The following is a 20,106-nucleotide window of genomic DNA, read 5'->3' on the forward strand; positions in this document are numbered from 1 at the left end:
CCACAGGTTTGCCATCGCTCCAGAAGGCCGTGCAGCCCCTGTGGGAGCGGGCTTGACCCGCGATGAGGCCCGACAGCCAGGCACAAAAAAGCCCGCATCGCTGCGGGCTTTTTGTTGGGTCAGGCGTGCTGCGCCGGCAACCCCAGGCATTGGCCCATGTTCACCACCGACCCCGCACCCAGCGATTCGGCCCACTTCACCTGCTCTGGCCCGAACAGCACGACAGCCGTCGAACCCAGCTTGAAGCGGCCCAGCTCGGCGCCTTTTTCCAGGTAGATCGGTGCACGCGCTGCCTCGTCGTAGCGGAAGGTCTTCAGCTCGCGCTTGGGCGGCGTGACCAGCCCGGCCCATACCGTCTCGACCGACGCCACGATCATCGCGCCCACCAGCACCACGGCCATCGGCCCGCGCTCGGTATCGAACAGGCACACCACGCGCTCGTTGCGCGCAAACAGCTCCGGCACGTTTTCGGCGGTGGTCTGGTTGACCGAGAACAGCCGGCCCGGCACGTAGATCATCTCGCGCAGGGTACCGGCCAGCGGCATGTGCACGCGGTGGTAGTCCTTGGGCGACAGGTAGATGGTGGCGAATTCGCCACCCATGAACGGCGCGGCATTGGCCGGGTCGCCGCCCAGCAGCTCAAGGGCGCTGAAGCTGTGGCCCTTGGCCTGGAAGATGCGGCCATGCTCGATCGGGCCCAGCTGGCTGACAGCGCCGTCGGCCGGGCACAGGATCGCCCCCGGGGTCTGGTCCAGCGGGCGGGCATCCGGCTTGAGCGCGCGGGTGAAGAATGCGTTGAAGTGCTCGTAGGCGGTCAGGTCTTCGACCTGGGCCTGGGACATGTCGACCTGGTAGCGCTTGGCGAACCAGGCGGTGAAGGCATTCTTGAACCATTTCACGCGGCATTCGGCCACGCAGCCGGCCAGGCGCGACAGCAGGTGGTGGGGCAGCAGGTACTGGCTGATGATGAACAAGCGGGATTTCATTGAATTTCCTTAAACTTCTACAGGCGTGTCGGGGTGGTTGCCCCATTCGCCCCATGAGCCGGCATAGGCCTTGACCCGTGGGTAGCCCAGGTGTTTGGCCACAAGATAGGTGAAGCCGGAGCGGTGGTGGGTCTGGCAGTGGGTGATCACTTCCTTGTCGCGGGTGATGCCCAGCTGCTCGAGGATCTGGGGCATGTCCTTGCGGATGCGCAGGTGATCGTTCTGGTCCATGCCGGCCGTCCACTCGAAGTTGACCGCGCCCGGGACGTGTCCGCCCTTGGCGGCCAGCACTTTCTCACCCCGGTATTCCTGCGGGCTGCGCGCATCCCAGACCGCCAGGTCGGCAGCGCCCAGGCGGCTTTGCAGGTATTCGCGGGTGGCGGTGGGGGCTTCGTGCAGGGTCAGGCTGACGCTGCCGGCAGCGGGCGCGGGCACATCGGTCGAGAGCTCGCCGGTCCAGCCCAGCGCGCCACCGTCGAGGTAGTGGTAGCGGGTATGGCCGATCACATCCAGCAACCAGATGAAGCGCCCGGCCCAGCCGCCGCCTTCGTCGTCATACACCACATACACGGCGTCCGGGTTGTGCCCCAGCTCGCCGAACAGCTTTTCCAGGTCGCCTTGGCTCGGCAGCAGCCCGGGCGCCGGTGGCTGGCCCAGCTGGGTGCGCTTGGGGTCGACGAAGCGCGCACCGGGAATGTGCCCGCTGCCATAGCGTTTCGTGCTGGTCAGGTCGACCAGGATCAGCCCCGGCGCATCCAGGCGGGCTTGCAGGTCGGCGGGTTCAATCACCAGGGGCAAGCCGGAAAAGTCAGTCATCCAGAGTCTCCAGATCGGAACAGAGTGGGCGATTGTAGCGCATGGGTCAGGTGCTGCGGTTGCTGAAGGCGGTGAGGGCGCGCTCGATGCACTGGGCGGTCTTGCCGAACGCCTGCACGCTGATCTCCGAGAACGGGCCGCCGCCCTGGTCGGCCAGCACCACCATCACCACCTTGCCGTTGCTCGACAGCGAGCGCAGCAGCAGGTGCTGGCCACGGAACAGCACGCGCAGGGTGCCGGGCAGCAGGGCACCGAACTGGGCATAGTTGTCAGGGGTCAGGCGCAGTTGTGCCGACTGGGTCAGCAGGCGTTGCAGCAGCTTGCTCTGGGCGAGCGGCACCACCAGGCCGCCGGCCTCGGCGGGCAGCCCGGCGATCTGGTGCACGCGCAGGTGGGTCATGCCCTTGTCGGCCATCAGCATCATCACCCGCTGCATGCCGCAGGCCACCAGGGCATCGCGGGCGTAGGTGGTCAGGTGCATGGCGTTGGTGAATGCACTGGGCTCCACCAGCAGGTCGGCGCAGTACTTGCGCCAGGCCCCCAGCGATTCGGTCGAGGGCACGTCGGCAGGCCGCAGGCGGCGGTGCACGTAGTGCGAGCCGGTCGGCCAGATCAGCGATTCGGCGGGGTGGTAGAGGTCGTCGTCGGCGTGCAGGCGCGCACTGTTGGCGGCCTGCTGGTGCACCTGTTGCTGCACGTCGCTCAGCGGCACCTGCAGGTACAGGCTGGTCAGGCGTTGCCAGCGCTGGCTGTGCGGGCAGTCCCAGGCGTGCTGCGCCGCCAGGGCCAGGCCGTTGGCCAGCAGCACGGTATTGGCCGGCTGGTTGAGCCAGCGGCGCAGGGCCGGGTCGGCGTCCAGCAGCTGTTGCTGGCGCAGCGGGTTGTCGTGCAGGCGGGCGATGTGCATGACCTTGACCAGCAGGCGGCGTTCTTCGCTGAGCACGTGATAGCCCTGGGTGACCCAGTTGGGCAAGCGCCAGTAGTCGGCCAGGGCGCGGCACAGCGCCAGCAGGGGCACACCGAACAGTTCGCGCTCCACGCGCAGGGCCGGCTCGCCGCGGTGCACCACGCGCACTTCCCATTCCTCGATCAGCTTGGGGTGCGCCAGGGCCAGGGTCCACAACGGCGAGAGGAACAGCAGGCTGCCCCAGTGGATCTCCTGCCACAGCCGCGCCAGTTGGCTGGCGAACAGGCCGCTGGCCTGCTGGCTGGCATGCAGGCTGATCATCTGCAGGTGGCGCAGGGCCTTGGGGATCTGCGCCGGCGGCGCGGTGGGCAGGCGCAGCAGCAGTTCTTCGGCGCGCTTGAGGCCAAGCCGGTTGAGGGCGATTTCCAGGCTTTCGGCCGGCTCGGCCATGCTGGCGTGGGTATGCCGGTTGGCTTCGCGCATCACGCTGAGCACCAGCGCGGGGCTGTCCTGCATCAGATCGGCGATGTCACGCAGCGAGCGGCGGCTGTCGCCGATGGCGGCTTTTACCCGCTCGTGACTGTCCAGCGGCACCGGCAGTTGCACGCTGTCGAGCAGTTTGATCCAGGCGTCTAGGGTCTTTGGAATTTGAGTTGGCACGTGAGTTCACTAGGCATGCTGGGAGGTGGCCGAACTGGCTTTTCGCCTTGACTGGCTATAGTCTGGCGCAGAACTGCCGATAAGTAGAAGAAGAGTTTTACGAACTTCCGCCCCCGACCCTGACCACGACAGTAAGTGCTTCCAATCTATGGCTAAAATTATCGGCATCATTGTCGTATTCGCGAGCGTGCTTGGCGGATACGTTCTTTCTCACGGCAAGATCGCGGCCCTGATTCAGCCTTTCGAGGTGCTGATCATCGGCGGTGCCGCCTTTGGTGCGTTCCTGCAGGCCAACCCCGGCTACATGACCATGCACGTGATCAAGAAGTCGCTGAGCATGTTCGGCTCGCGCTTCTCGCACACCTTCTATATAGAAGTGCTGGGCCTGATCTACGAGATCCTCAACAAGAGCCGGCGCGAAGGCATGATGGCGATCGAGGGCGATATCGAAGACGCCGCGGCCAGCCCGATCTTCGCCAAGTACCCGGCGGTACTCAAGGATGAGCGCATGACCGCGTACATCTGCGACTACCTGCGCATCATGTCCACCGGCAACATGGCCCCGCACGAGCTCGAAGGCCTGTTCGACATGGAACTGCTGAGCATGAAGGAAGAGCTCGACCACCCGTCCCATGCCGTGACCGGCATCGCCGACGGCATGCCCGGCTTCGGTATCGTGGCGGCGGTACTGGGTATCGTGGTGACCATGGCCTCGCTGGGCGAGGGCGACCAGAAGTCCATCGGCCTGCACGTGGGTGCGGCGCTGGTGGGTACCTTCTTCGGTATTCTGGCGGCCTACGGCTTCTTCGGCCCGCTGGCCACCTCCCTGGCCCACGACGCCAAGGAAGAGGTCAACGTGTACGAGGCGATCAAGGCCGCACTGGTGGCGTCGGCCTCCGGCATGCCGCCATCGCTGGCGGTGGAGTTCGGTCGCAAGGTGCTGTTCCCCAAGCACCGTCCAAGCTTTGCCGAGCTGGAACAAGCAGTTCGCGGTCGCTGATCCATGGAAAACAATCAGCCGATCATCATCAAGCGCGTAAAGCGCTTCGGCGGCGGCCATCACGGCGGCGCCTGGAAAATCGCGTTCGCCGACTTCGCCACGGCGATGATGGCGTTCTTCCTTGTGCTGTGGCTGCTGTCCACCGCCACGCCCGAGCAGAAGATCGCGATTGCCGGCTACTTCAAGGACCCCATCGGGTTCTCCGAGAGTGGCACCCCGTACATCATCGACCTGGGCGGCTCGCCGGAGCTGGCCCCGGAAAAGACCATCAACCCTGAAGTGCAGTCCGAGCCGACGCCTGACACCAGCATCCAGCTGGACAAGGACGCGGTCGAGAGCATGGCCGAGCAGGTCGAGAAAGACCGCTTGAACCTGGTGCTGCAGGAGCTGCAGAACAAGGTCGAAGAGAACCCGCAACTGCAGAAGTTCAAGGACCAGATCCTGTTCGAGATCACCCAGGACGGCCTGCGCATCCAGATCATGGACGCCGAGAACCGGCCGATGTTCGACCTGGGCAGTGCGCGCCTGCAGCCGTACTTCGAGGACATCCTGCTGGCCATGGCCGACACCATCAAGGCGGTGCCGAACAAGATCAGCATCAGCGGCCACACCGATGCCAAGCCCTACGCCGGCACCGGTGATTACGGCAACTGGGAGCTGTCGGCCAACCGTGCCAACGCGGCGCGTCGGGCGCTGGTGGCCGGTGGCTATCCGGATGCCCAGGTGGCGCGGGTGGTGGGGTATGCATCGTCGTCGCTGTTCGACCGCGAGAACCCGCTCAACCCGGTGAACCGTCGTATCGACATCATCGTGCTGACCAAGAAGGCCCAGCGCACCATCGAGGGCGAACAGACCTCGCCGACGCCGCCGGACGCAGCCCAGCCGGGCGCGGCACCTGCGCCGGGCGCTGCGGCACCGACGCCCGAGCCCGAGCCGATGCAGCCGCGTGAACTGCGCGAGAAGCTGAACATCTTCGAGGATGGCGTGTTGAAGATGGACGAGCCCAACAAGCCGCAGTGAGCCGGCAGCCGACAACGCCCGCATGGAGTGATCCGTGCGGGCGTTGTGCTGTGTGGGGTTCGGCATTTCAGTAGCCGCGACCGATGCTGGCCTTGAGCTCGGCCTGGAAGTGCTGGGCATTGCAGCGATTGTCGCCAGGTGCGGCCTGCGTGGGCAGGTTGAGGGCACGGCCAAGGGTGTGTTCCAGGCGGTACGCGCTGACGAACAGGTCCAGGTCGGTGGCTTGCGCCATGGCCGGCAGTTCGCCCAGGTAGGTGGGGCTGGCCGGCTCGCCCAGCTGGAACGTGGCGACCCGTCGGTCGGCCAGCGCTGCGGCGCCCAGGGCGAAGGGCACCCACCAGGCGCCGCAGGTGTTGCCCGACACCAGCACGATCAGGTGGGTGCAGCCGTGCAGGCTGCGGCTGATGAGGGTGGTGAGGGTGCAGGCATCGTCGGCCTGGGGGTCGATGGCCTCCAGGCAGGTGGCGAGGCCCTCGAGGCGCAGGTGCTCGCCGATGGCCATGGCGGCGGCCAGGTCGTTGCGGCAGTAGAGGAGTGAGACTGGCATCCGGAGGTCCCTGGTGGGCGCAAATCTGGTGCGGGATACCTTTGATGATTACGACGCGTGGTGCAAGGCGTGGGATTGAATCAGGAGGTGGACTACATGCCTGGGTGAAAAGGCCTACAAATGTGTTGCAACAACTGACGCCTTCGCCGGCAAGGCCGGCTCCTACAGGTGTCCGCGTAAGGCGAACCTTCGGAATTTCCCTATTCCCTGTAGGCCCCTTCCCAATCATACTTTTGCCGCTTTCCCGCCATTGCGGTGGTCACGGTAGCGCTCTAGTCTGCGTTGCGTCGTTGGTGTTCAACGACCGGTTTTGACAGGCCGTTACTGATTTCGGACCACATGTGCATCGCTTTATGGCGGCTGTGCGTGGGGCACTTCGTGTGCGCCGAGTTCCGGTATCCTCGGTCTGTCAACCCGCGTACAGCTGCCACCTATTTGTTTGACAGCAAAGCGTGGTAGCTCCACTGATACTGGAGTTGGTCATGTTGAAAATCGTCCCCGATCCACCCCAATACGCCAATCTGCCCCTCGAAGACATCCTCTCGTGCACTGATCGCGAGCGCTGCGCGCTCGTTCGCCGGCAAGGCCGGCTCCTACAAAGGCTCGCAGTACCTGTAGGAGCCGGCCTTGCCGGCGAAGACGCCCGTAGAGCCAATTAAGAAAGTCGTCGGGAGATAACAGATGGAAAACAGCTCAGTCTTCAAGACACTAGGCGTCGGCACTTTCGGCGAAGGCGAAGGCGGCCCCACCGCCGAGCGCCTGTTTCGCGTGCAAGCCGGCCACAACGCCGACTTCGCCCTGGAACAATCAGCCCTGCTGCTCAGTTGCGCCTACAAGCTCACCTTGCAAGCCGGCATCGAGCCGGATGGCACGCTTGTCTGGGCGGCACATTACCTGAGCGGCATGTCCAAGGCCCTGGTCGAGGATGTGGCGCATGCGATGTTCATCGAACAAACGCCTGCGCCATGACCGTCAGTAGCTGTCCTGCGGCAGGCTGGCAATGATCGAGCGATAGCTGTTCATGCGCTGCTGCTGCACGCGCCCGTCTTCCAGCGCCTTGAGCAGCGCACAGCCCGGCTCGCGGTCGTGCTTGCAGTCGCGGAAGCGGCAGGTGCCGATCAGGTCGTTGAACTCGATGAAGCCGGCCTCTACGTCCGCCCGGCTCACGTGCCCCAGGCCGAACTCGCGAATGCCCGGCGAGTCGATCAGCTCACCGCCACCCGGGAAGTGGTACAGCCGCGCGGTGGTGGTGGTGTGCTGGCCCTGGCCCGACCACTCCGACAGCTCGCCCACGCGGGTGTCGACATCGGGCAGCAGGCTGTTGACCAGCGACGACTTGCCCACACCGGACTGGCCGACGAACACGCTGATGTGCCCATCGAGCAAGGTCTGCAGCTGCTGCATGCCGTCGCCATGGTGCGCCGACACTTCCAGCAGCGGGTAGCCCAGCTGACGGTACACCGCCAGCAGCGCATTCAGCGCCGGGGCGTTCTGCTCGTCGATCAGGTCGGCCTTGTTCAGCAGCAGCAGCGGGCGGATACCGGCATGCTCGGCGGCCACCAGGTAACGGTCGATCAGGTTGGCATGCGGCTCGGGGGCCGGGGCGAACACGATCACGATCAGGTCGACGTTGGCCGCCACCGGCTTGAGCTGGCCACGGCTGTCGGGGCGGCACAGCTCGGTGCTGCGCGGCATCTGCGCCACGATCACGCCGATACCCTGGTTGCCGGCGCGCCATACCACCTTGTCACCAGTGACCAGCGCCGGGAGGTTGGCACGCAGGTGGCAACGGAACACCTGGCCGGCCACGTCGCCGTCCTGTGCTTCGACTTCCACCTGCACGCCGAAGTGTGCAATCACCAGGCCCAGTTGTTCAGGCCCCAGGTCGCCGCCTTCGAGGGTGTCCAGCGTGTGCTGTTCGCGTTTGGCAGCGCGGGCGGCGCGCTCACCCTGGATTTTTTCGATGCGCCAGTTCTGGCGGCGATTGAGCTGGCGTTTGGCCATGTAGGTCTCGTTTCGTCAAGCAAAGCATGTGAGGGTGCAACGGCGTCGAGTCTAGCACGCTCCACTAGGCTAAACTGCGCGCCTACCGAGGAGCAGAATCATGCAGAACCCACAGAACCTGATCTGGATCGATCTGGAAATGACCGGCCTGGATCCGGACAGCGACGTCATCATCGAGATGGCCACCATCGTCACCGACAGTGACCTGAACACCCTGGCCGAAGGCCCGGTGATCGCCATCCACCACAGTGACGAGGTGCTGGCGCGCATGGACGAGTGGAACACCCGTACCCACGGCAACTCCGGCCTGACCCAGCGCGTGCGCGAGAGCAAGGTGAGCATGGCCGAGGCCGAGGCCGAGACGATCCGCTTCCTGGAGCAGTGGGTGCCCAAGGGCAAGTCGCCGATCTGCGGCAACAGCATCTGCCAGGACCGTCGCTTCCTGTACCGCCACATGCGCGAGCTGGAGAATTTCTTCCACTACCGCAACCTGGACGTGTCCACCCTCAAGGAGCTGGCCGCACGCTGGGCTCCCGAGGTGCGCGACAGCTTCAAGAAGGGTGGCACGCACCTGGCGCTGGACGATATTCGCGAATCCATCGCCGAGCTGCGCCACTACCGCGAGCACTTCATCAAGTTCTGACCCGCACTGCGCCAACAATCGTTGGCGCGCCCCCTTTTGGTGCCTGGGGCAACTGGGTAGACTGCGCGCCTCTTTGCACGGACCTGCGCCATCATGCTGTTGATGCTCTATTTGATCGCCATTACCGCCGAAGCCATGACCGGGGCGCTGTCGGCCGGGCGGCGCGGCATGGACTGGTTCGGCGTGGTGCTGATCGCCTGCGTCACGGCCCTGGGCGGAGGCTCGGTGCGCGACGTGCTGCTGGGCCACTACCCGCTGACCTGGGTGAAGCACCCGGAGTACCTGGTGCTGACCAGCGTGGCGGCCTTGATCACCATTTTTATCGCGCCGCTGATGCGCCACCTGCGTTCGCTGTTTCTGGTGCTCGATGCGCTGGGGCTGGTGGCGTTCACCCTGATTGGCTGCATGACCGCGCTGGAAATGGGCCAGGGCATGCTGGTGGCGTCGATCAGCGGGGTGATCACCGGCGTGTTTGGCGGCATCCTGCGGGATATCTTCTGCAACGACATTCCGCTGATCTTCCGGCGTGAGCTGTATGCCAGCGTGTCGTTTCTGGCGGCGTGGTTCTACCTGGGGTGCGTGTACTTCAAGGTGCCGGGGGAGCAGGCGATTCTGCTGACGCTGTTTGGCGGGTTGCTGCTCAGGCTGCTGGCGATACGGTTTCGCTGGGAAATGCCGAAGTTCCAGTACAACGACGAGCATTGAGGGCCTGTTCGCCAGCAAGGCTGGCTCCTACAGACGGTACCGGCCTGTGTAGGAGCCGGCCTTGCCGGCGAAGGCCGCACCGCCTGCCTAGAGGCGTGCCTGATGCTGACGCAGCGCCCACTCCACATGCTCCCTCACCAGCTCCGACGGATACTCCCGCCGCGCCTGGAGCGCCTCCAGCACCGGGATGGTCGAGGGCGCATTGCCCAGCCCCACCGCCAGGTTGCGCAACCAGCGCTCATACCCCGCCCGGCGCAGCGGCGAGCCTTCGGTGCTGGCCAGAAACGTCTCTTCATCCCACATGAACAGCTCCGCCAGCCCGGCATTGTCCAGCCCGTGGCGCGGCTTGAAATCCGCTTCGCCGGTGGGCCGGGCAAAGCGGTTCCACGGGCACACGATCTGGCAATCGTCACAGCCGAACACCCGGTTGCCGATCAGCGGCCGCAGCTCTTCGGGGATCGCGCTCTTCAGTTCGATGGTCAGGTACGAAATGCAGCGCCGCGCATCCAGCACATACGGCCCCACGAAGGCCTGGGTGGGGCAGATGTCCAGGCATGCACTGCAACGTCCGCAATGCTCGGTGGCCTGCGCCTCGTCCACCGGTAGCGGCAGGTCGACGAACAGTTCGCTGAGGAAGAAGTAGCTGCCCGCCTTGCGGTTGAGCAACAAGGTGTTCTTGCCGATCCAGCCCAGCCCGGCCTGTTCGGCGATGGCCTTTTCCAGCACCGGCGCGCTGTCGACGAAGGCGCGGAAGCCGAACGGCCCGATGTCTTTCTGGATGCGCTCGGCCAGGTGCTGTACGCGCTTGCGGACCAGCTTGTGGTAGTCGCGCCCCAGCGCATAGCGCGAGATGTAGGCCTTTTCGGGCTGGGCGAGCATCTGCGCCATCTGCGTGTCGCCCGGCAGGTAGTCCATGCGCAGCGACACCACGCGCAAGGTGCCCGGCACCAGCTCGTCGGGGTGCGAGCGTTTGCTGCCATGGGCGCCCATGTACTCCATCTCGCCGTGATAGCCCTCGGCCAGCCAGCGTTCCAGGTGTTTTTCGTGTTCGCCCAGCTCCACACCGGCAATGCCGACGTGCGCAAAGCCCAGTTCACGGCCCCAATCCTTGATCGATTGGGCGAGGGCGGGTAGATCGAGGGGGGAAGCAGACATGCGAAATAGGGCAACGATGACTCAGGTGCGTATAATTCTGCCAGACATCGGAGCCGAACGACGCATGCCTCAGACCAAACACCCTGCAAATCAGCCATTGGTGCTCACCAGCGTCACCCTGGCGAGCCTCGCGCCGCGCTCGAATGCCGCACACAAGGGCGACTTCGGCCATGTGCTGGTGGTCGGTGGCGACCGTGGCACGGGCGGTGCGGTGCTGCTCAGTGCCGAGGCGGCGCTGCGCTGCGGCGCCGGCCTGGTGTCACTGGCCACCCGCAGCGAGCAACTGCCCGCCGCGCTGGCCCGCCTGCCCGAGGTGATGAGCCTGGGCGTGTATTCGGCCAACCAGTTGATGGCGCCGATTGAACGCGCCACCGTACTGGTGGTCGGACCCGGACTGGGGCAGGCCGCCTGGGGGCGCAGCCTGCTCTCGGCGGTGGTGCCGGCCAGGCACGCCCAGGTGTGGGATGCCGATGCGCTGAACCTGCTGGCGCAAGCACCCTTGCCGCTGGCGGCGGGCAGCATCATTACCCCGCATCCGGGGGAGGCGGCGCGCCTGCTGGGGATTTCCACCGAAGCGGTGCAGGCCGATCGCTCCTGGGCGGCGCTCAAGCTGGCGCGCAAGTACGCGGCGGTGTGTGTGCTTAAAGGCGCCGGCACGCTGGTGGCCGACCCGGCCGGGCAATTGGCACTGTGCCAGCGCGGTCACCCGGCCATGGCCGGTGCCGGCCTGGGCGATGTGCTCAGCGGCGTGCTGGGTGCGCTGCTGGCCCAGGGCATGCCGGCCTGGGACGCCGCCTGCCTGGGGGTGTGGCTGCACGCCTGTGCCGGCGAGCGCTTGGGCGTACAAGGTCGCGGGCTGGCGGCCAGCGACCTGATACCGGTCATTCGTCAAGTTCTGGAGGAGCATTCAGCGTGTCAGGTGTAACCCTGTTTATGGCCGACGAAGCGGCCATGTGTGAGTTCGGTGCCCGTATCGCCCAGGTGACCAAGGGTCACGGCGTGATTTTCCTCGAGGGTGACCTGGGGGCCGGCAAGACCACCCTGTCACGGGGCATCATCCGTGGTCTGGGACACACCGGCGCGGTGAAAAGTCCTACCTTCACCGTGGTTGAGCCCTACGAGATTGGCGACATTCGTGCCTTCCATTTCGACCTGTATCGCCTGGTCGATCCGGAGGAGCTGGAGTTCATGGGCATTCGCGACTACTTCGAAGACGACGCCCTGTGCCTGTTCGAGTGGCCCCAGAAGGGGGCGGGCATTTTGCCAAAGCCCGACCTGACCATTACCATAAGCCCCCAGGCGGACGGGCGTTCGCTGAACCTGTTGCCGCAGGGCTCTCGCGGTGAAGCCTGGTGTGCCGCTCTGGCCTTGGATATCAATTAGAAAATGGGGATAGGTATGCGCTTTCGCGCACTGTTTGGCGTTGTAGGACTGCTGCTGGCGGCAGTAACCGTCGATGCCTTCGCGATCACGCAAGTAAAGAGTGTCCGTTTATGGCGTGCGCCGGACAACACACGCCTGGTGTTCGACCTGTCCGGCCCGGTGCAGCACAGTGTGTTCACCCTGACGGCCCCGGATCGCCTGGTGATCGACATCAATGGCGCAACCCTGGGTGCGCCTTTGAACGTGTCCACCTCCAATACCCCGATCACCAGCGTGCGCTCGGCGCAGCGCACCCCTACCGACCTTCGCGTGGTCATCGACCTGAAAAAGTCGGTGACGCCCAAGAGCTTCACCCTGGCGCCCAACGCCCAGTACGGCAACCGTCTGGTGGTCGACCTGTTCGATCAGGAATCCGACGCCACGCCACACACCCCGACCCCGTCGGTGGCCACCACGCCGGCCGTGCCGGTGACCCCGACGCAGCCGGCGATCAAGCTGACCCCGGTGCCCAGCGGCAAGCGTGACATCGTGATCGCCATCGACGCCGGTCACGGCGGCGAAGACCCGGGTGCGTCCGGCTCGCGCGGCCAGCATGAGAAAGACATCGTGCTGGCCATCGCCAAGGAACTGCAGCGCCAGATCAACAGCGAGAAGGGCTTTCGCGCCGAGCTGACGCGTACCGGCGACTACTTCATCCCGCTGCGCAAGCGTACCGAGATTGCGCGCAAGAAGGGCGCCGACCTGTTCATCTCGATCCACGCCGACGCCGCGCCGTCCAAGGCGGCCTTCGGTGCCTCGGTGTTCGCCCTGTCCGACCGTGGCGCCACGTCCGAGACGGCGCGCTGGCTGGCCGACAGCGAAAACCGCTCCGACCTGATCGGGGGTGCCGGCAACGTCAGCCTCGACGACAAGGACCGCATGCTTGCGGGCGTGCTGCTCGACCTGTCGATGACCGCCTCGCTCAGCTCCAGCCTCAACGTGGGGCAGAAGGTGCTGGGCAATATCGGCCGGGTCACCCCGCTGCACAAGCGCCGCGTGGAACAGGCCGGGTTCATGGTGCTCAAGTCGCCGGACATCCCGTCGATCCTGGTGGAAACCGGGTTCATCTCCAACGCCAACGAGGCCTCCAAGCTGGCCACTGCCAGCCATCAGCAGGCCCTGGCGCGCTCGATCCACAGTGGCGTGCGCCAGTTCTTCCAGCAGAACCCGCCGCCGGGCACCTACATCGCCTTCCTGCGTGACAGCGGCAAGATCGCCCAGGGCCCGCGCGAGCACACCGTGCGTCCGGGCGAGACCCTGGCCATGATCGCCGTGCGCTACCAGGTCAGCGTGGCCAGCCTGCGCAGCACCAACGGTCTGAAAACCGATGAGCTGAAGGTTGGCCAGAACCTCGACGTACCGGCCACCACGCTGGCTGGCCAGCCATGAGCAGCGGCGCTCGCATCGAGCTGCTCAGCCCGCGGCTTGCCAACCAGATCGCCGCAGGCGAGGTGGTCGAACGCCCGGCCTCGGTGATCAAGGAGCTGCTGGAAAACAGCCTCGACTCCGGTGCCCGGCGCATCGACGTCGAGGTGGAGCAGGGCGGGGTCAAGCTGCTGCGGGTGCGCGATGATGGCAGCGGTATCGCTGCCGACGACCTGCCGTTGTCCCTGGCGCGGCACGCCACCAGCAAGATCCGCGACCTGGAAGACCTCGAGCGGGTAATGAGCCTGGGCTTTCGCGGCGAGGCACTGGCGTCGATCAGCTCGGTCGCGCGCCTGACCCTGACCTCGCGCACCCGCGACGCCGACCAGGCCTGGCAGGTTGAAACCGAAGGCCGCGACATGTCCCCGCGGGTGCAGCCGGCAGCGCATCCGGTGGGTACCTCGGTCGAGGTGCGCGACCTGTTCTTCAATACCCCGGCCCGGCGCAAGTTCCTCAAGACCGAAAAAACCGAATTCGACCATCTGCAGGAAGTCATCCGGCGCCTGGCGCTGGCGCGCTTCGACGTGGCCTTTCATTTGCGCCACAACGGCAAGAGCGTCCTCAGCCTGCATGAAGCCCATGACGACACGGCCCGCGCACGGCGCGTGGCCTCGATCTGCGGCCCGGGCTTTCTGGAGCAGGCGCTGCCGATCGAGGTGGAGCGCAACGGCCTGCATCTGTGGGGTTGGGTCGGCCTGCCGACCTTCTCGCGCAGCCAGGCCGACCTGCAATACTTCTTCGTCAACGGCCGTGCCGTGCGCGACAAGCTGGTCGCCCACGCGGTGCGCCAGGCCTACCGCGACGTGCTGTTCAATGGCCGGCACCCGACCTTCGTGCTGTTTCTGGAGGTCGACCCCACCGGCGTGGACGTGAACGTGCACCCCACCAAGCACGAGGTGCGCTTTCGTGACGGGCGCATGGTGCACGACTTCCTGTACGGCACCCTGCACCGGGCGCTGGCCGATGTGCGCCCGCAGGATCACCAGCCGGGTGCAGCCGCTGCCCCCGAGGTGGAGCGCCCCAGTGGCCTGCAGGCCGGCGAGTTCGGCCCCCAGGGCGAGATGCGCCTGGCCGCCAATCTGCTCGAACAGCCCCCGGCGCAGCCGATGCTGAACACGGCGGGTAGCGCCGCGGGCAGTGGCTCGGGCGCCGGCTACCAGTACCAGTACACCCCGCGTCCGGCCCAGGCATTGCCCGCGGCCGAGGCCCAGGGGGTGTATCGCGAATTCTTCGCCCCGCTGCCCGGCAGCGAGCCGGCCAACCTGCCTCAGGGCCAGGGCGATATTCCGCCGCTGGGCTATGCGCTGGCGCAGCTCAAGGGCATCTATATTCTTGCCGAGAACGCCCAGGGCCTGGTGCTGGTGGACATGCATGCGGCCCACGAGCGGATCATGTACGAGCGGCTCAAGGTGGCCATGGCCAGCGAGGGCCTGAGCGGCCAGCCGCTGCTGGTGCCCGAGTCTCTGGCCCTGAGCCAGCGCGAGGCCGATTGCGCCGAAGAACACGCGGCGTGGTTCCAGCGCCTGGGCTTCGAACTGCAGCGCCTGGGCCCGGAAAGCCTGGCGATCCGGCAGATCCCTGCGTTGCTCAAGCAGGCCGAGGCCAATCGCCTGGTGCAGGACGTGCTGGCCGACCTGATGGAATACGGCACCAGCGACCGTATCCAGGCACACCTGAACGAGCTGCTCGGCACCATGGCCTGTCATGGCGCGATTCGCGCCAACCGGCGCCTGGCCCTGCCGGAAATGAACGGCCTGCTGCGCGACATGGAAAACACCGAGCGCAGCGGTCAATGCAACCATGGCCGACCGACCTGGACCCAGATGGGCCTGGACGATCTGGACAAACTGTTCCTGCGCGGTCGCTGATATGGCAGTTCGCAATCCCCCGGCCATCTTCCTGATGGGCCCCACCGCCGCCGGCAAGACCGACCTTGCCATCGAGCTGACCAAGGTGCTGCCGTGCGAGCTGATCAGTGTCGATTCGGCGCTGGTCTACCGCGGCATGGACATCGGCACCGCCAAGCCGTCCAAGGCGTTGCTGGCCGAGCACCCGCACCGGCTGATCGACATCCTCGACCCGGCCCAGAGCTATTCGGCAGCCGATTTTCGCCGCGATGCGCTGCAGGCCATGGCCGAGATCACCGCGCGCGGCAATATCCCGCTGCTGGTGGGCGGCACCATGCTGTATTTCAAGGCGCTGCTCGAAGGCCTGGCCGATATGCCTGCGGCCGATGCGCAGGTGCGTGCCGAGCTTGAAGCCGAGGCTGCACAGCTGGGCTGGCAGGCCTTGCACGCCCAGCTGGCGGCGGTCGACCCCGAATCGGCGGCGCGCATTCACCCCAACGATCCGCAGCGGTTGGTACGGGCGCTGGAGGTGTACCGGGTCAGCGGCATGACGATGACGTCACATCGCGAGCGTCAATCGGCGCAAAGTAGCGTCGCAGGCGCTTCGGGCCAGGAACAATTGCCCTATACTGTCGCCAGCCTGGCAATCGCCCCGCAGGATCGAAAGGTGCTGCACGAGCGAATTGCGCTACGATTTGGGCAAATGCTGGAACAGGGCTTCGTCGACGAGGTCCGATCACTGCGTGCCAGAAGTGACTTGCATGCAGGGCTGCCGTCTATACGGGCAGTCGGTTATCGCCAGGTCTGGGATCACCTTGATGGCAAGTTGAGTGCAGCTGAAATGCAGGAGCGCGGCATCATTGCCACTCGCCAATTGGCGAAGCGGCAGTTTACCTGGTTACGCAGTTGGGCCGATCTGCACTGGTTGGACAGCCTGGCTTGCGACAATCTGCCACGCACCTTGAAATACCTGGGATCGGTCTCCATATTGGGCTGAGTCCCTGCAATTGCCGTCTACTCTTGGGGGTGGGGCGGCCTGAGCCATCATATTTCTTTGATTTTTTACTATTGATCCTTACAGGAGTGCGGCATATGTCAAAAGGGCATTCGCTACAAGACCCTTACTTGAATACTTTGAGAAAAGAGAAGGTCGGCGTTTCGATCTATCTGGTCAACGGCATCAAGCTGCAGGGCACGATCGAGTCGTTCGACCAGTTCGTGATTCTGCTGAAGAACACCGTCAGCCAGATGGTCTACAAGCACGCGATCTCGACAGTGGTGCCGGTTCGTCCGATTCGTCTGCCAAGCGCAGCCGACGCCGAACAGGGCGACGCTGAGCCAGGTAACGCCTGATAGGAGTCTGCTTTGTTCTTTGAGCGCCACGGTGGTGGTGAACGGGCAATCCTCGTTCACTTGGAAGGTCAGAGCCCTGAGGCGCGCGAAGACCCGCAGGAGTTCCGCGAGCTGGCCCTGTCGGCCGGTGCCGATATTGTCGCGTTCGCCAATGTGGCGCGACACCAGCCTACCGCCAAGTTCCTGATTGGCAGCGGCAAGGTCGAGGAATTTCGCGACCTGGTCAAAGCCGAACAGGCCGATTTGGTCATTTTCAATCACACCCTCACGCCCAGTCAGGAACGTAACCTCGAACGTGTCTTCGAGTGTCGCGTGCTTGACCGCACGGGTCTGATTCTCGACATCTTCGCCCAGCGGGCACGTACCCACGAAGGCAAGCTGCAGGTCGAACTGGCCCAGCTCGAGCACATGAGCACGCGCCTGGTGCGCGGTTGGACTCACCTCGAGCGGCAGAAGGGCGGTATTGGTCTGCGCGGGCCGGGTGAAACCCAGCTCGAAACCGACCGGCGCCTGCTGCGCATACGCCTGCGCCAGATCAAGGGCCGCCTGGAGAAGGTGCGCAGCCAGCGCGAGCAGGCACGGCGCGGGCGCAAGCGCGCGGATATCCCCTCGGTGTCGCTGGTGGGGTACACCAACGCCGGCAAGTCCACCCTGTTCAATGCGCTGACCCAGTCCGAGGTGTATGCGGCCGACCAGCTGTTCGCCACCCTCGACCCGACCCTGCGTCGGCTCGAGCTGGATGACGTCGGGCCGGTGGTGCTGGCCGACACCGTGGGCTTCATCCGTCACCTGCCGCACAAGCTGGTCGAGGCATTTCGGGCTACGCTCGAAGAGTCGAGCAACTCCGACCTGCTGCTGCACGTGATCGACGCCCATGAGCCGGAGCGCATGGAGCAGATCGAGCAGGTCATGGCGGTGCTCGGCGAGATCGGTGCCGAAGGCTTGCCGATCCTCGAGGTGTATAACAAACTCGACCTGCTCGAAGGGGTCGAGCCGCAGATCCAGCGCGATGCCGACGGCAAGCCGCAGCGGGTATGGGTATCGGCCCGTGACGGTCGTGGCCTGGAGCTGGTGGGGCAGGCGATTGCAGAACTGCTGGGGGATGACCTGTTCATCGGTACCCTGCGCCTGGAACAGCGTTTCGCGCGGTTGCGCGCGCTGTTCTTCGACCTGGGGGCGGTGCAGAGCGAAGACCATGACGAAGACGGCAACACCCTGCTGGCGGTACGCTTGTCCCGGGTCGAGTTCAATCGCCTGGTAAGCCGCGAGGGGATGAAACCGCTGGAGTTCATCGAGCAACACACTTTGCAATACAAGCCCGACCTCGCGGTCGGGCAGCCGTGACAGGCATTCTGTAGCATTGGACGGCGCGCCGTGGGCGCGTCTTTGCTTTATCAGATGGAGAGCGCTATGGCTTGGAATGAGCCGGGTGGCAACTCGAACAATCAGGATCCTTGGGGTGGGCGCCGTGGTGGCGGCGACAAGAAGGGACCACCGGATCTCGACGAGGCCTTCCGCAAGCTGCAGGATAGCCTGAACGGCATGTTCGGCAGTGGCAAGAAACGGGGCGGCGACAGCGGCTCCGGCAAGGGTGCCGGTTTCGGTCTGCTGGGTATCGGCCTGGCCGTACTGGCGGCCATATGGCTGTACAGCGCCGTGTACGTGGTGGACGAACAGGAGCAGGCCGTGGTGCTGCGCTTCGGCAAATACTACGAAACCGTAGGGCCGGGCCTGAACATCTACTTCCCGCCGATCGATCGCAAGTACATGGAGAACGTCACCCGCGAGCGTGCTTATACCAAGCAGGGCCAGATGCTGACCGAAGACGAGAACATCGTCGAAGTGCCGCTGACCGTGCAGTACAAGATCACCAACCTGCAGGATTTCGTGCTGAACGTCGATCAGCCTGAAGTCAGCCTGCAGCACGCGACCGACAGTGCCCTGCGCCACGTGGTGGGTTCCACCTCGATGGACAAGGTGCTGACCGAAGGTCGTGAGCAGATGGCCGTGGAAATCAAGGAGCGTCTGCAACGCTTCCTCGACACCTATCGCACCGGCATCACCGTGACCCAGGTCAACGTGCAGAGCGCGGCAGCCCCGCGTGAAGTGCAGGAAGCCTTCGACGACGTGATCCGTGCCCGTGAAGACGAGCAGCGTGCGCGCAACCAGGCCGAGTCCTACGCCAACGGCGTGGTGCCGGAAGCCCGTGGTCAGGCACAGCGCATCATCGAGGATGCCAACGGCTACCGCGATGAAGTGGTCTCGCGTGCCAAGGGTGAGGCCGACCGCTTCACCAAGCTGGTGGCCGAGTACCGCAAGGCTCCAGAGGTGACCCGTCAGCGTCTGTACCTGGACACCATGCAGGAAGTGTATAGCAACACCAGCAAGGTCCTGGTATCCGGCAAGGACGGTCAGAGCAACCTGCTCTACCTGCCGCTGGACAAGATGATCGACAGCCGCCGCAGTGGCAGCACCCCGGTCACCAGCGTCACGCCGTCGGCCAATGACGCCGCCAACCGTGCCGCCGCAGACCTGCAACAGCAACAGCGCGAGACGCGCTCCAGGGAGAGCCGCTGATGAGCAATAAATCCCTGATCGCCGTGATCGTCGCCGTGGTGCTGGCGATCGTCGCCTGGAACAGCTTCTACATCGTGGCCCAGACCGAACGCGCCGTGCTGCTGCAATTCGGCCGTGTGGTACAGGCCGATGTGCAGCCTGGCCTGCATGTGAAGGTTCCCTACGTCAACCAGGTGCGCAAGTTCGACGCGCGGCTGATGACCCTTGACGCACCGACCCAGCGGTTCCTGACCCTGGAGAAGAAAGCGGTGATGGTCGATGCCTACGCCAAGTGGCGCGTGCAGGACGCCGAGCGTTTCTACACCGCGACTTCGGGCCTCAAGCAGATCGCCGACGAACGTCTGTCGCGCCGTCTGGAAAGCGGCCTGCGCGACCAGTTCGGCAAGCGCACCCTGCATGAGGTGGTATCCGGTGAACGTGACGCGCTGATGGCTGACATCACCGCTTCGCTGAACCGCATGGCCAGCAAGGAGCTGGGCATCGAAGTGGTCGACGTTCGCGTCAAGGCCATCGACCTGCCCAAGGAAGTGAACCGCAGCGTGTTCGAACGCATGAGCACCGAGCGTGAGCGTGAAGCTCGCGAGCACCGCGCCAAGGGTAACGAGCTGGCCGAAGGCATCCGTGCCGACGCCGATCGTCAACGCCGCGTGTTGCTGGCCGAAGCCTATCGCGAGTCGGAAGAAACCCGTGGTGATGGTGATGCCCAGGCAGCAGCCATCTACGCCAAGGCCTATGGCCAGGACCAGGAGTTCTACGCGTTCTATCGCAGCCTGAAGGCCTACCGCGAGAGCTTCGCCGACAAGAGCGACGTGCTGGTGCTGGACCCGAGCAGCGAGTTCTTCCGCTTCATGGGCAAGACCAAACCGTAAGCATGCACACCCCGCCCGGCGGCTAAAACGTCGGGCGGGGTGCCTCCCGCGAGAAAACGGGTGTATGATGCGGCAGCCGGGAAATTCCCGGCTTTTTTGCGTCTGCAAGATCGATTGGCCTTTATCGGGCCCGGGCTTGTGGCGCACTTCAGGTTTTACGAGGGTATCGG

At 65.0% G+C, this 20,106-nt stretch carries 20 protein-coding genes; 14 read left to right on the forward strand and 6 right to left on the reverse strand.

Annotation, left to right across the window (positions count from 1 at the left end; translation table 11 throughout):
* Nucleotides 1–119: 119 nt before the first annotated feature.
* From asd to NP552_RS08425, 3 genes are read right to left on the reverse strand one after another with little or no spacing between them, the layout of a single operon-like run.
* Complete coding sequence (asd, locus tag NP552_RS08415; RefSeq protein ID WP_274096630.1) at nucleotides 120–986, reverse strand: archaetidylserine decarboxylase; 867 nt, start codon at nucleotides 984–986, stop codon at nucleotides 120–122.
* 9 nt (nucleotides 987–995) lie between these two features.
* Entirely contained in the window at nucleotides 996–1,802 is an 807-nt protein-coding gene (locus NP552_RS08420) for a rhodanese-like domain-containing protein (protein WP_043863550.1), read from the reverse strand.
* A 46-nt stretch (nucleotides 1,803–1,848) separates the two neighbouring features.
* Nucleotides 1,849–3,369, reverse strand: a complete 1,521-nt coding sequence (locus tag NP552_RS08425; RefSeq protein ID WP_054916178.1) for an HDOD domain-containing protein — start codon at nucleotides 3,367–3,369, stop codon at nucleotides 1,849–1,851.
* Between the two features lie 148 nt (nucleotides 3,370–3,517).
* Between NP552_RS08425 and motA the strand changes: the two genes are divergently transcribed.
* Both motA and motB read left to right on the forward strand, forming a co-directional pair.
* Nucleotides 3,518–4,369, forward strand: a complete 852-nt coding sequence (gene motA / locus NP552_RS08430; protein ID WP_043863548.1) for a flagellar motor stator protein MotA — start codon at nucleotides 3,518–3,520, stop codon at nucleotides 4,367–4,369.
* 3 nt (nucleotides 4,370–4,372) lie between these two features.
* On the forward strand, nucleotides 4,373–5,389 hold the full coding sequence (gene motB / locus NP552_RS08435) for a flagellar motor protein MotB (RefSeq protein WP_043863547.1): 1,017 nt from the start codon (nucleotides 4,373–4,375) through the stop codon (nucleotides 5,387–5,389).
* 67 nt (nucleotides 5,390–5,456) lie between these two features.
* Here the strand turns inward: motB and NP552_RS08440 are convergent, their stop codons facing one another.
* Nucleotides 5,457–5,936, reverse strand: a complete 480-nt coding sequence (locus NP552_RS08440; protein ID WP_274096631.1) for a molecular chaperone Tir — start codon at nucleotides 5,934–5,936, stop codon at nucleotides 5,457–5,459.
* A 681-nt stretch (nucleotides 5,937–6,617) separates the two neighbouring features.
* Here NP552_RS08440 and NP552_RS08445 point away from each other — a divergent pair.
* Nucleotides 6,618–6,905: a DUF3077 domain-containing protein gene (locus NP552_RS08445; RefSeq protein ID WP_043863545.1), complete on the forward strand. Its 288-nt coding sequence runs from the start codon at nucleotides 6,618–6,620 to the stop codon at nucleotides 6,903–6,905.
* A gap of 3 nt (nucleotides 6,906–6,908) precedes the next feature.
* Here the strand turns inward: NP552_RS08445 and rsgA are convergent, their stop codons facing one another.
* Complete coding sequence (gene rsgA, locus NP552_RS08450; RefSeq protein ID WP_043863544.1) at nucleotides 6,909–7,940, reverse strand: small ribosomal subunit biogenesis GTPase RsgA; 1,032 nt, start codon at nucleotides 7,938–7,940, stop codon at nucleotides 6,909–6,911.
* Nucleotides 7,941–8,040: 100 nt separating this feature from the next.
* Between rsgA and orn the strand changes: the two genes are divergently transcribed.
* Together orn and NP552_RS08460 are read left to right on the forward strand one after the other, a co-directional pair.
* Nucleotides 8,041–8,583 (forward strand): oligoribonuclease, encoded by a 543-nt coding sequence (gene orn / locus NP552_RS08455; protein ID WP_043863543.1) that lies wholly within the window; start codon nucleotides 8,041–8,043, stop codon nucleotides 8,581–8,583.
* Between the two features lie 90 nt (nucleotides 8,584–8,673).
* Nucleotides 8,674–9,288 carry a trimeric intracellular cation channel family protein gene (locus NP552_RS08460; RefSeq protein WP_173925102.1) on the forward strand — a complete coding sequence of 205 codons (615 nt, stop codon included), beginning with the start codon at nucleotides 8,674–8,676 and terminating at the stop codon, nucleotides 9,286–9,288.
* Between the two features lie 87 nt (nucleotides 9,289–9,375).
* Here the strand turns inward: NP552_RS08460 and queG are convergent, their stop codons facing one another.
* Nucleotides 9,376–10,443 carry a tRNA epoxyqueuosine(34) reductase QueG gene (gene queG, locus NP552_RS08465; protein WP_043863541.1) on the reverse strand — a complete coding sequence of 356 codons (1,068 nt, stop codon included), beginning with the start codon at nucleotides 10,441–10,443 and terminating at the stop codon, nucleotides 9,376–9,378.
* A gap of 64 nt (nucleotides 10,444–10,507) precedes the next feature.
* Between queG and NP552_RS08470 the strand changes: the two genes are divergently transcribed.
* The 9 genes from NP552_RS08470 to hflC all read left to right on the forward strand — a co-directional run bounded on the left by NP552_RS08470 (nucleotide 10,508) and on the right by hflC (nucleotide 19,936).
* Nucleotides 10,508–11,368, forward strand: coding sequence for an NAD(P)H-hydrate dehydratase (locus NP552_RS08470; RefSeq protein ID WP_274096632.1), 861 nt, complete (start codon nucleotides 10,508–10,510; stop codon nucleotides 11,366–11,368).
* The gene (gene tsaE, locus NP552_RS08475) at nucleotides 11,356–11,826 is read left to right on the forward strand and encodes a tRNA (adenosine(37)-N6)-threonylcarbamoyltransferase complex ATPase subunit type 1 TsaE (RefSeq protein WP_058541593.1); all 471 of its coding nucleotides are present in this window, start codon (nucleotides 11,356–11,358) and stop codon (nucleotides 11,824–11,826) included. The genes NP552_RS08470 and tsaE overlap by 13 nt, the downstream gene beginning before the upstream one ends.
* 3 nt (nucleotides 11,827–11,829) lie before the next feature.
* Nucleotides 11,830–13,254: an N-acetylmuramoyl-L-alanine amidase gene (locus tag NP552_RS08480; RefSeq protein ID WP_274096633.1), complete on the forward strand. Its 1,425-nt coding sequence runs from the start codon at nucleotides 11,830–11,832 to the stop codon at nucleotides 13,252–13,254.
* Entirely contained in the window at nucleotides 13,251–15,158 is a 1,908-nt protein-coding gene (gene mutL, locus NP552_RS08485) for a DNA mismatch repair endonuclease MutL (protein ID WP_043863537.1), read from the forward strand. Before NP552_RS08480 ends, mutL begins: the two co-directional genes overlap by 4 nt.
* A gap of 1 nt (nucleotide 15,159) precedes the next feature.
* Nucleotides 15,160–16,134, forward strand: coding sequence for a tRNA (adenosine(37)-N6)-dimethylallyltransferase MiaA (miaA, locus tag NP552_RS08490; protein WP_043863536.1), 975 nt, complete (start codon nucleotides 15,160–15,162; stop codon nucleotides 16,132–16,134).
* 95 nt (nucleotides 16,135–16,229) lie between these two features.
* Nucleotides 16,230–16,490, forward strand: a complete 261-nt coding sequence (gene hfq, locus NP552_RS08495) for an RNA chaperone Hfq (RefSeq protein ID WP_043863535.1) — start codon at nucleotides 16,230–16,232, stop codon at nucleotides 16,488–16,490.
* Between the two features lie 12 nt (nucleotides 16,491–16,502).
* Nucleotides 16,503–17,834, forward strand: coding sequence for a ribosome rescue GTPase HflX (hflX, locus tag NP552_RS08500; protein WP_043863534.1), 1,332 nt, complete (start codon nucleotides 16,503–16,505; stop codon nucleotides 17,832–17,834).
* Between the two features lie 66 nt (nucleotides 17,835–17,900).
* Entirely contained in the window at nucleotides 17,901–19,067 is a 1,167-nt protein-coding gene (gene hflK / locus NP552_RS08505; RefSeq protein ID WP_043863533.1) for an FtsH protease activity modulator HflK, read from the forward strand.
* On the forward strand, nucleotides 19,067–19,936 hold the full coding sequence (gene hflC, locus NP552_RS08510; RefSeq protein ID WP_043863532.1) for a protease modulator HflC: 870 nt from the start codon (nucleotides 19,067–19,069) through the stop codon (nucleotides 19,934–19,936). The genes hflK and hflC overlap by 1 nt, the downstream gene beginning before the upstream one ends.
* The last annotated feature ends 170 nt before the right edge of the window (nucleotides 19,937–20,106 follow it).

Origin of the sequence: Pseudomonas sp. 8209, assembly GCF_028682105.1 — a bacterium.
Taxonomy (GTDB): Bacteria; Pseudomonadota; Gammaproteobacteria; order Pseudomonadales; family Pseudomonadaceae; genus Aquipseudomonas; species Aquipseudomonas palmensis.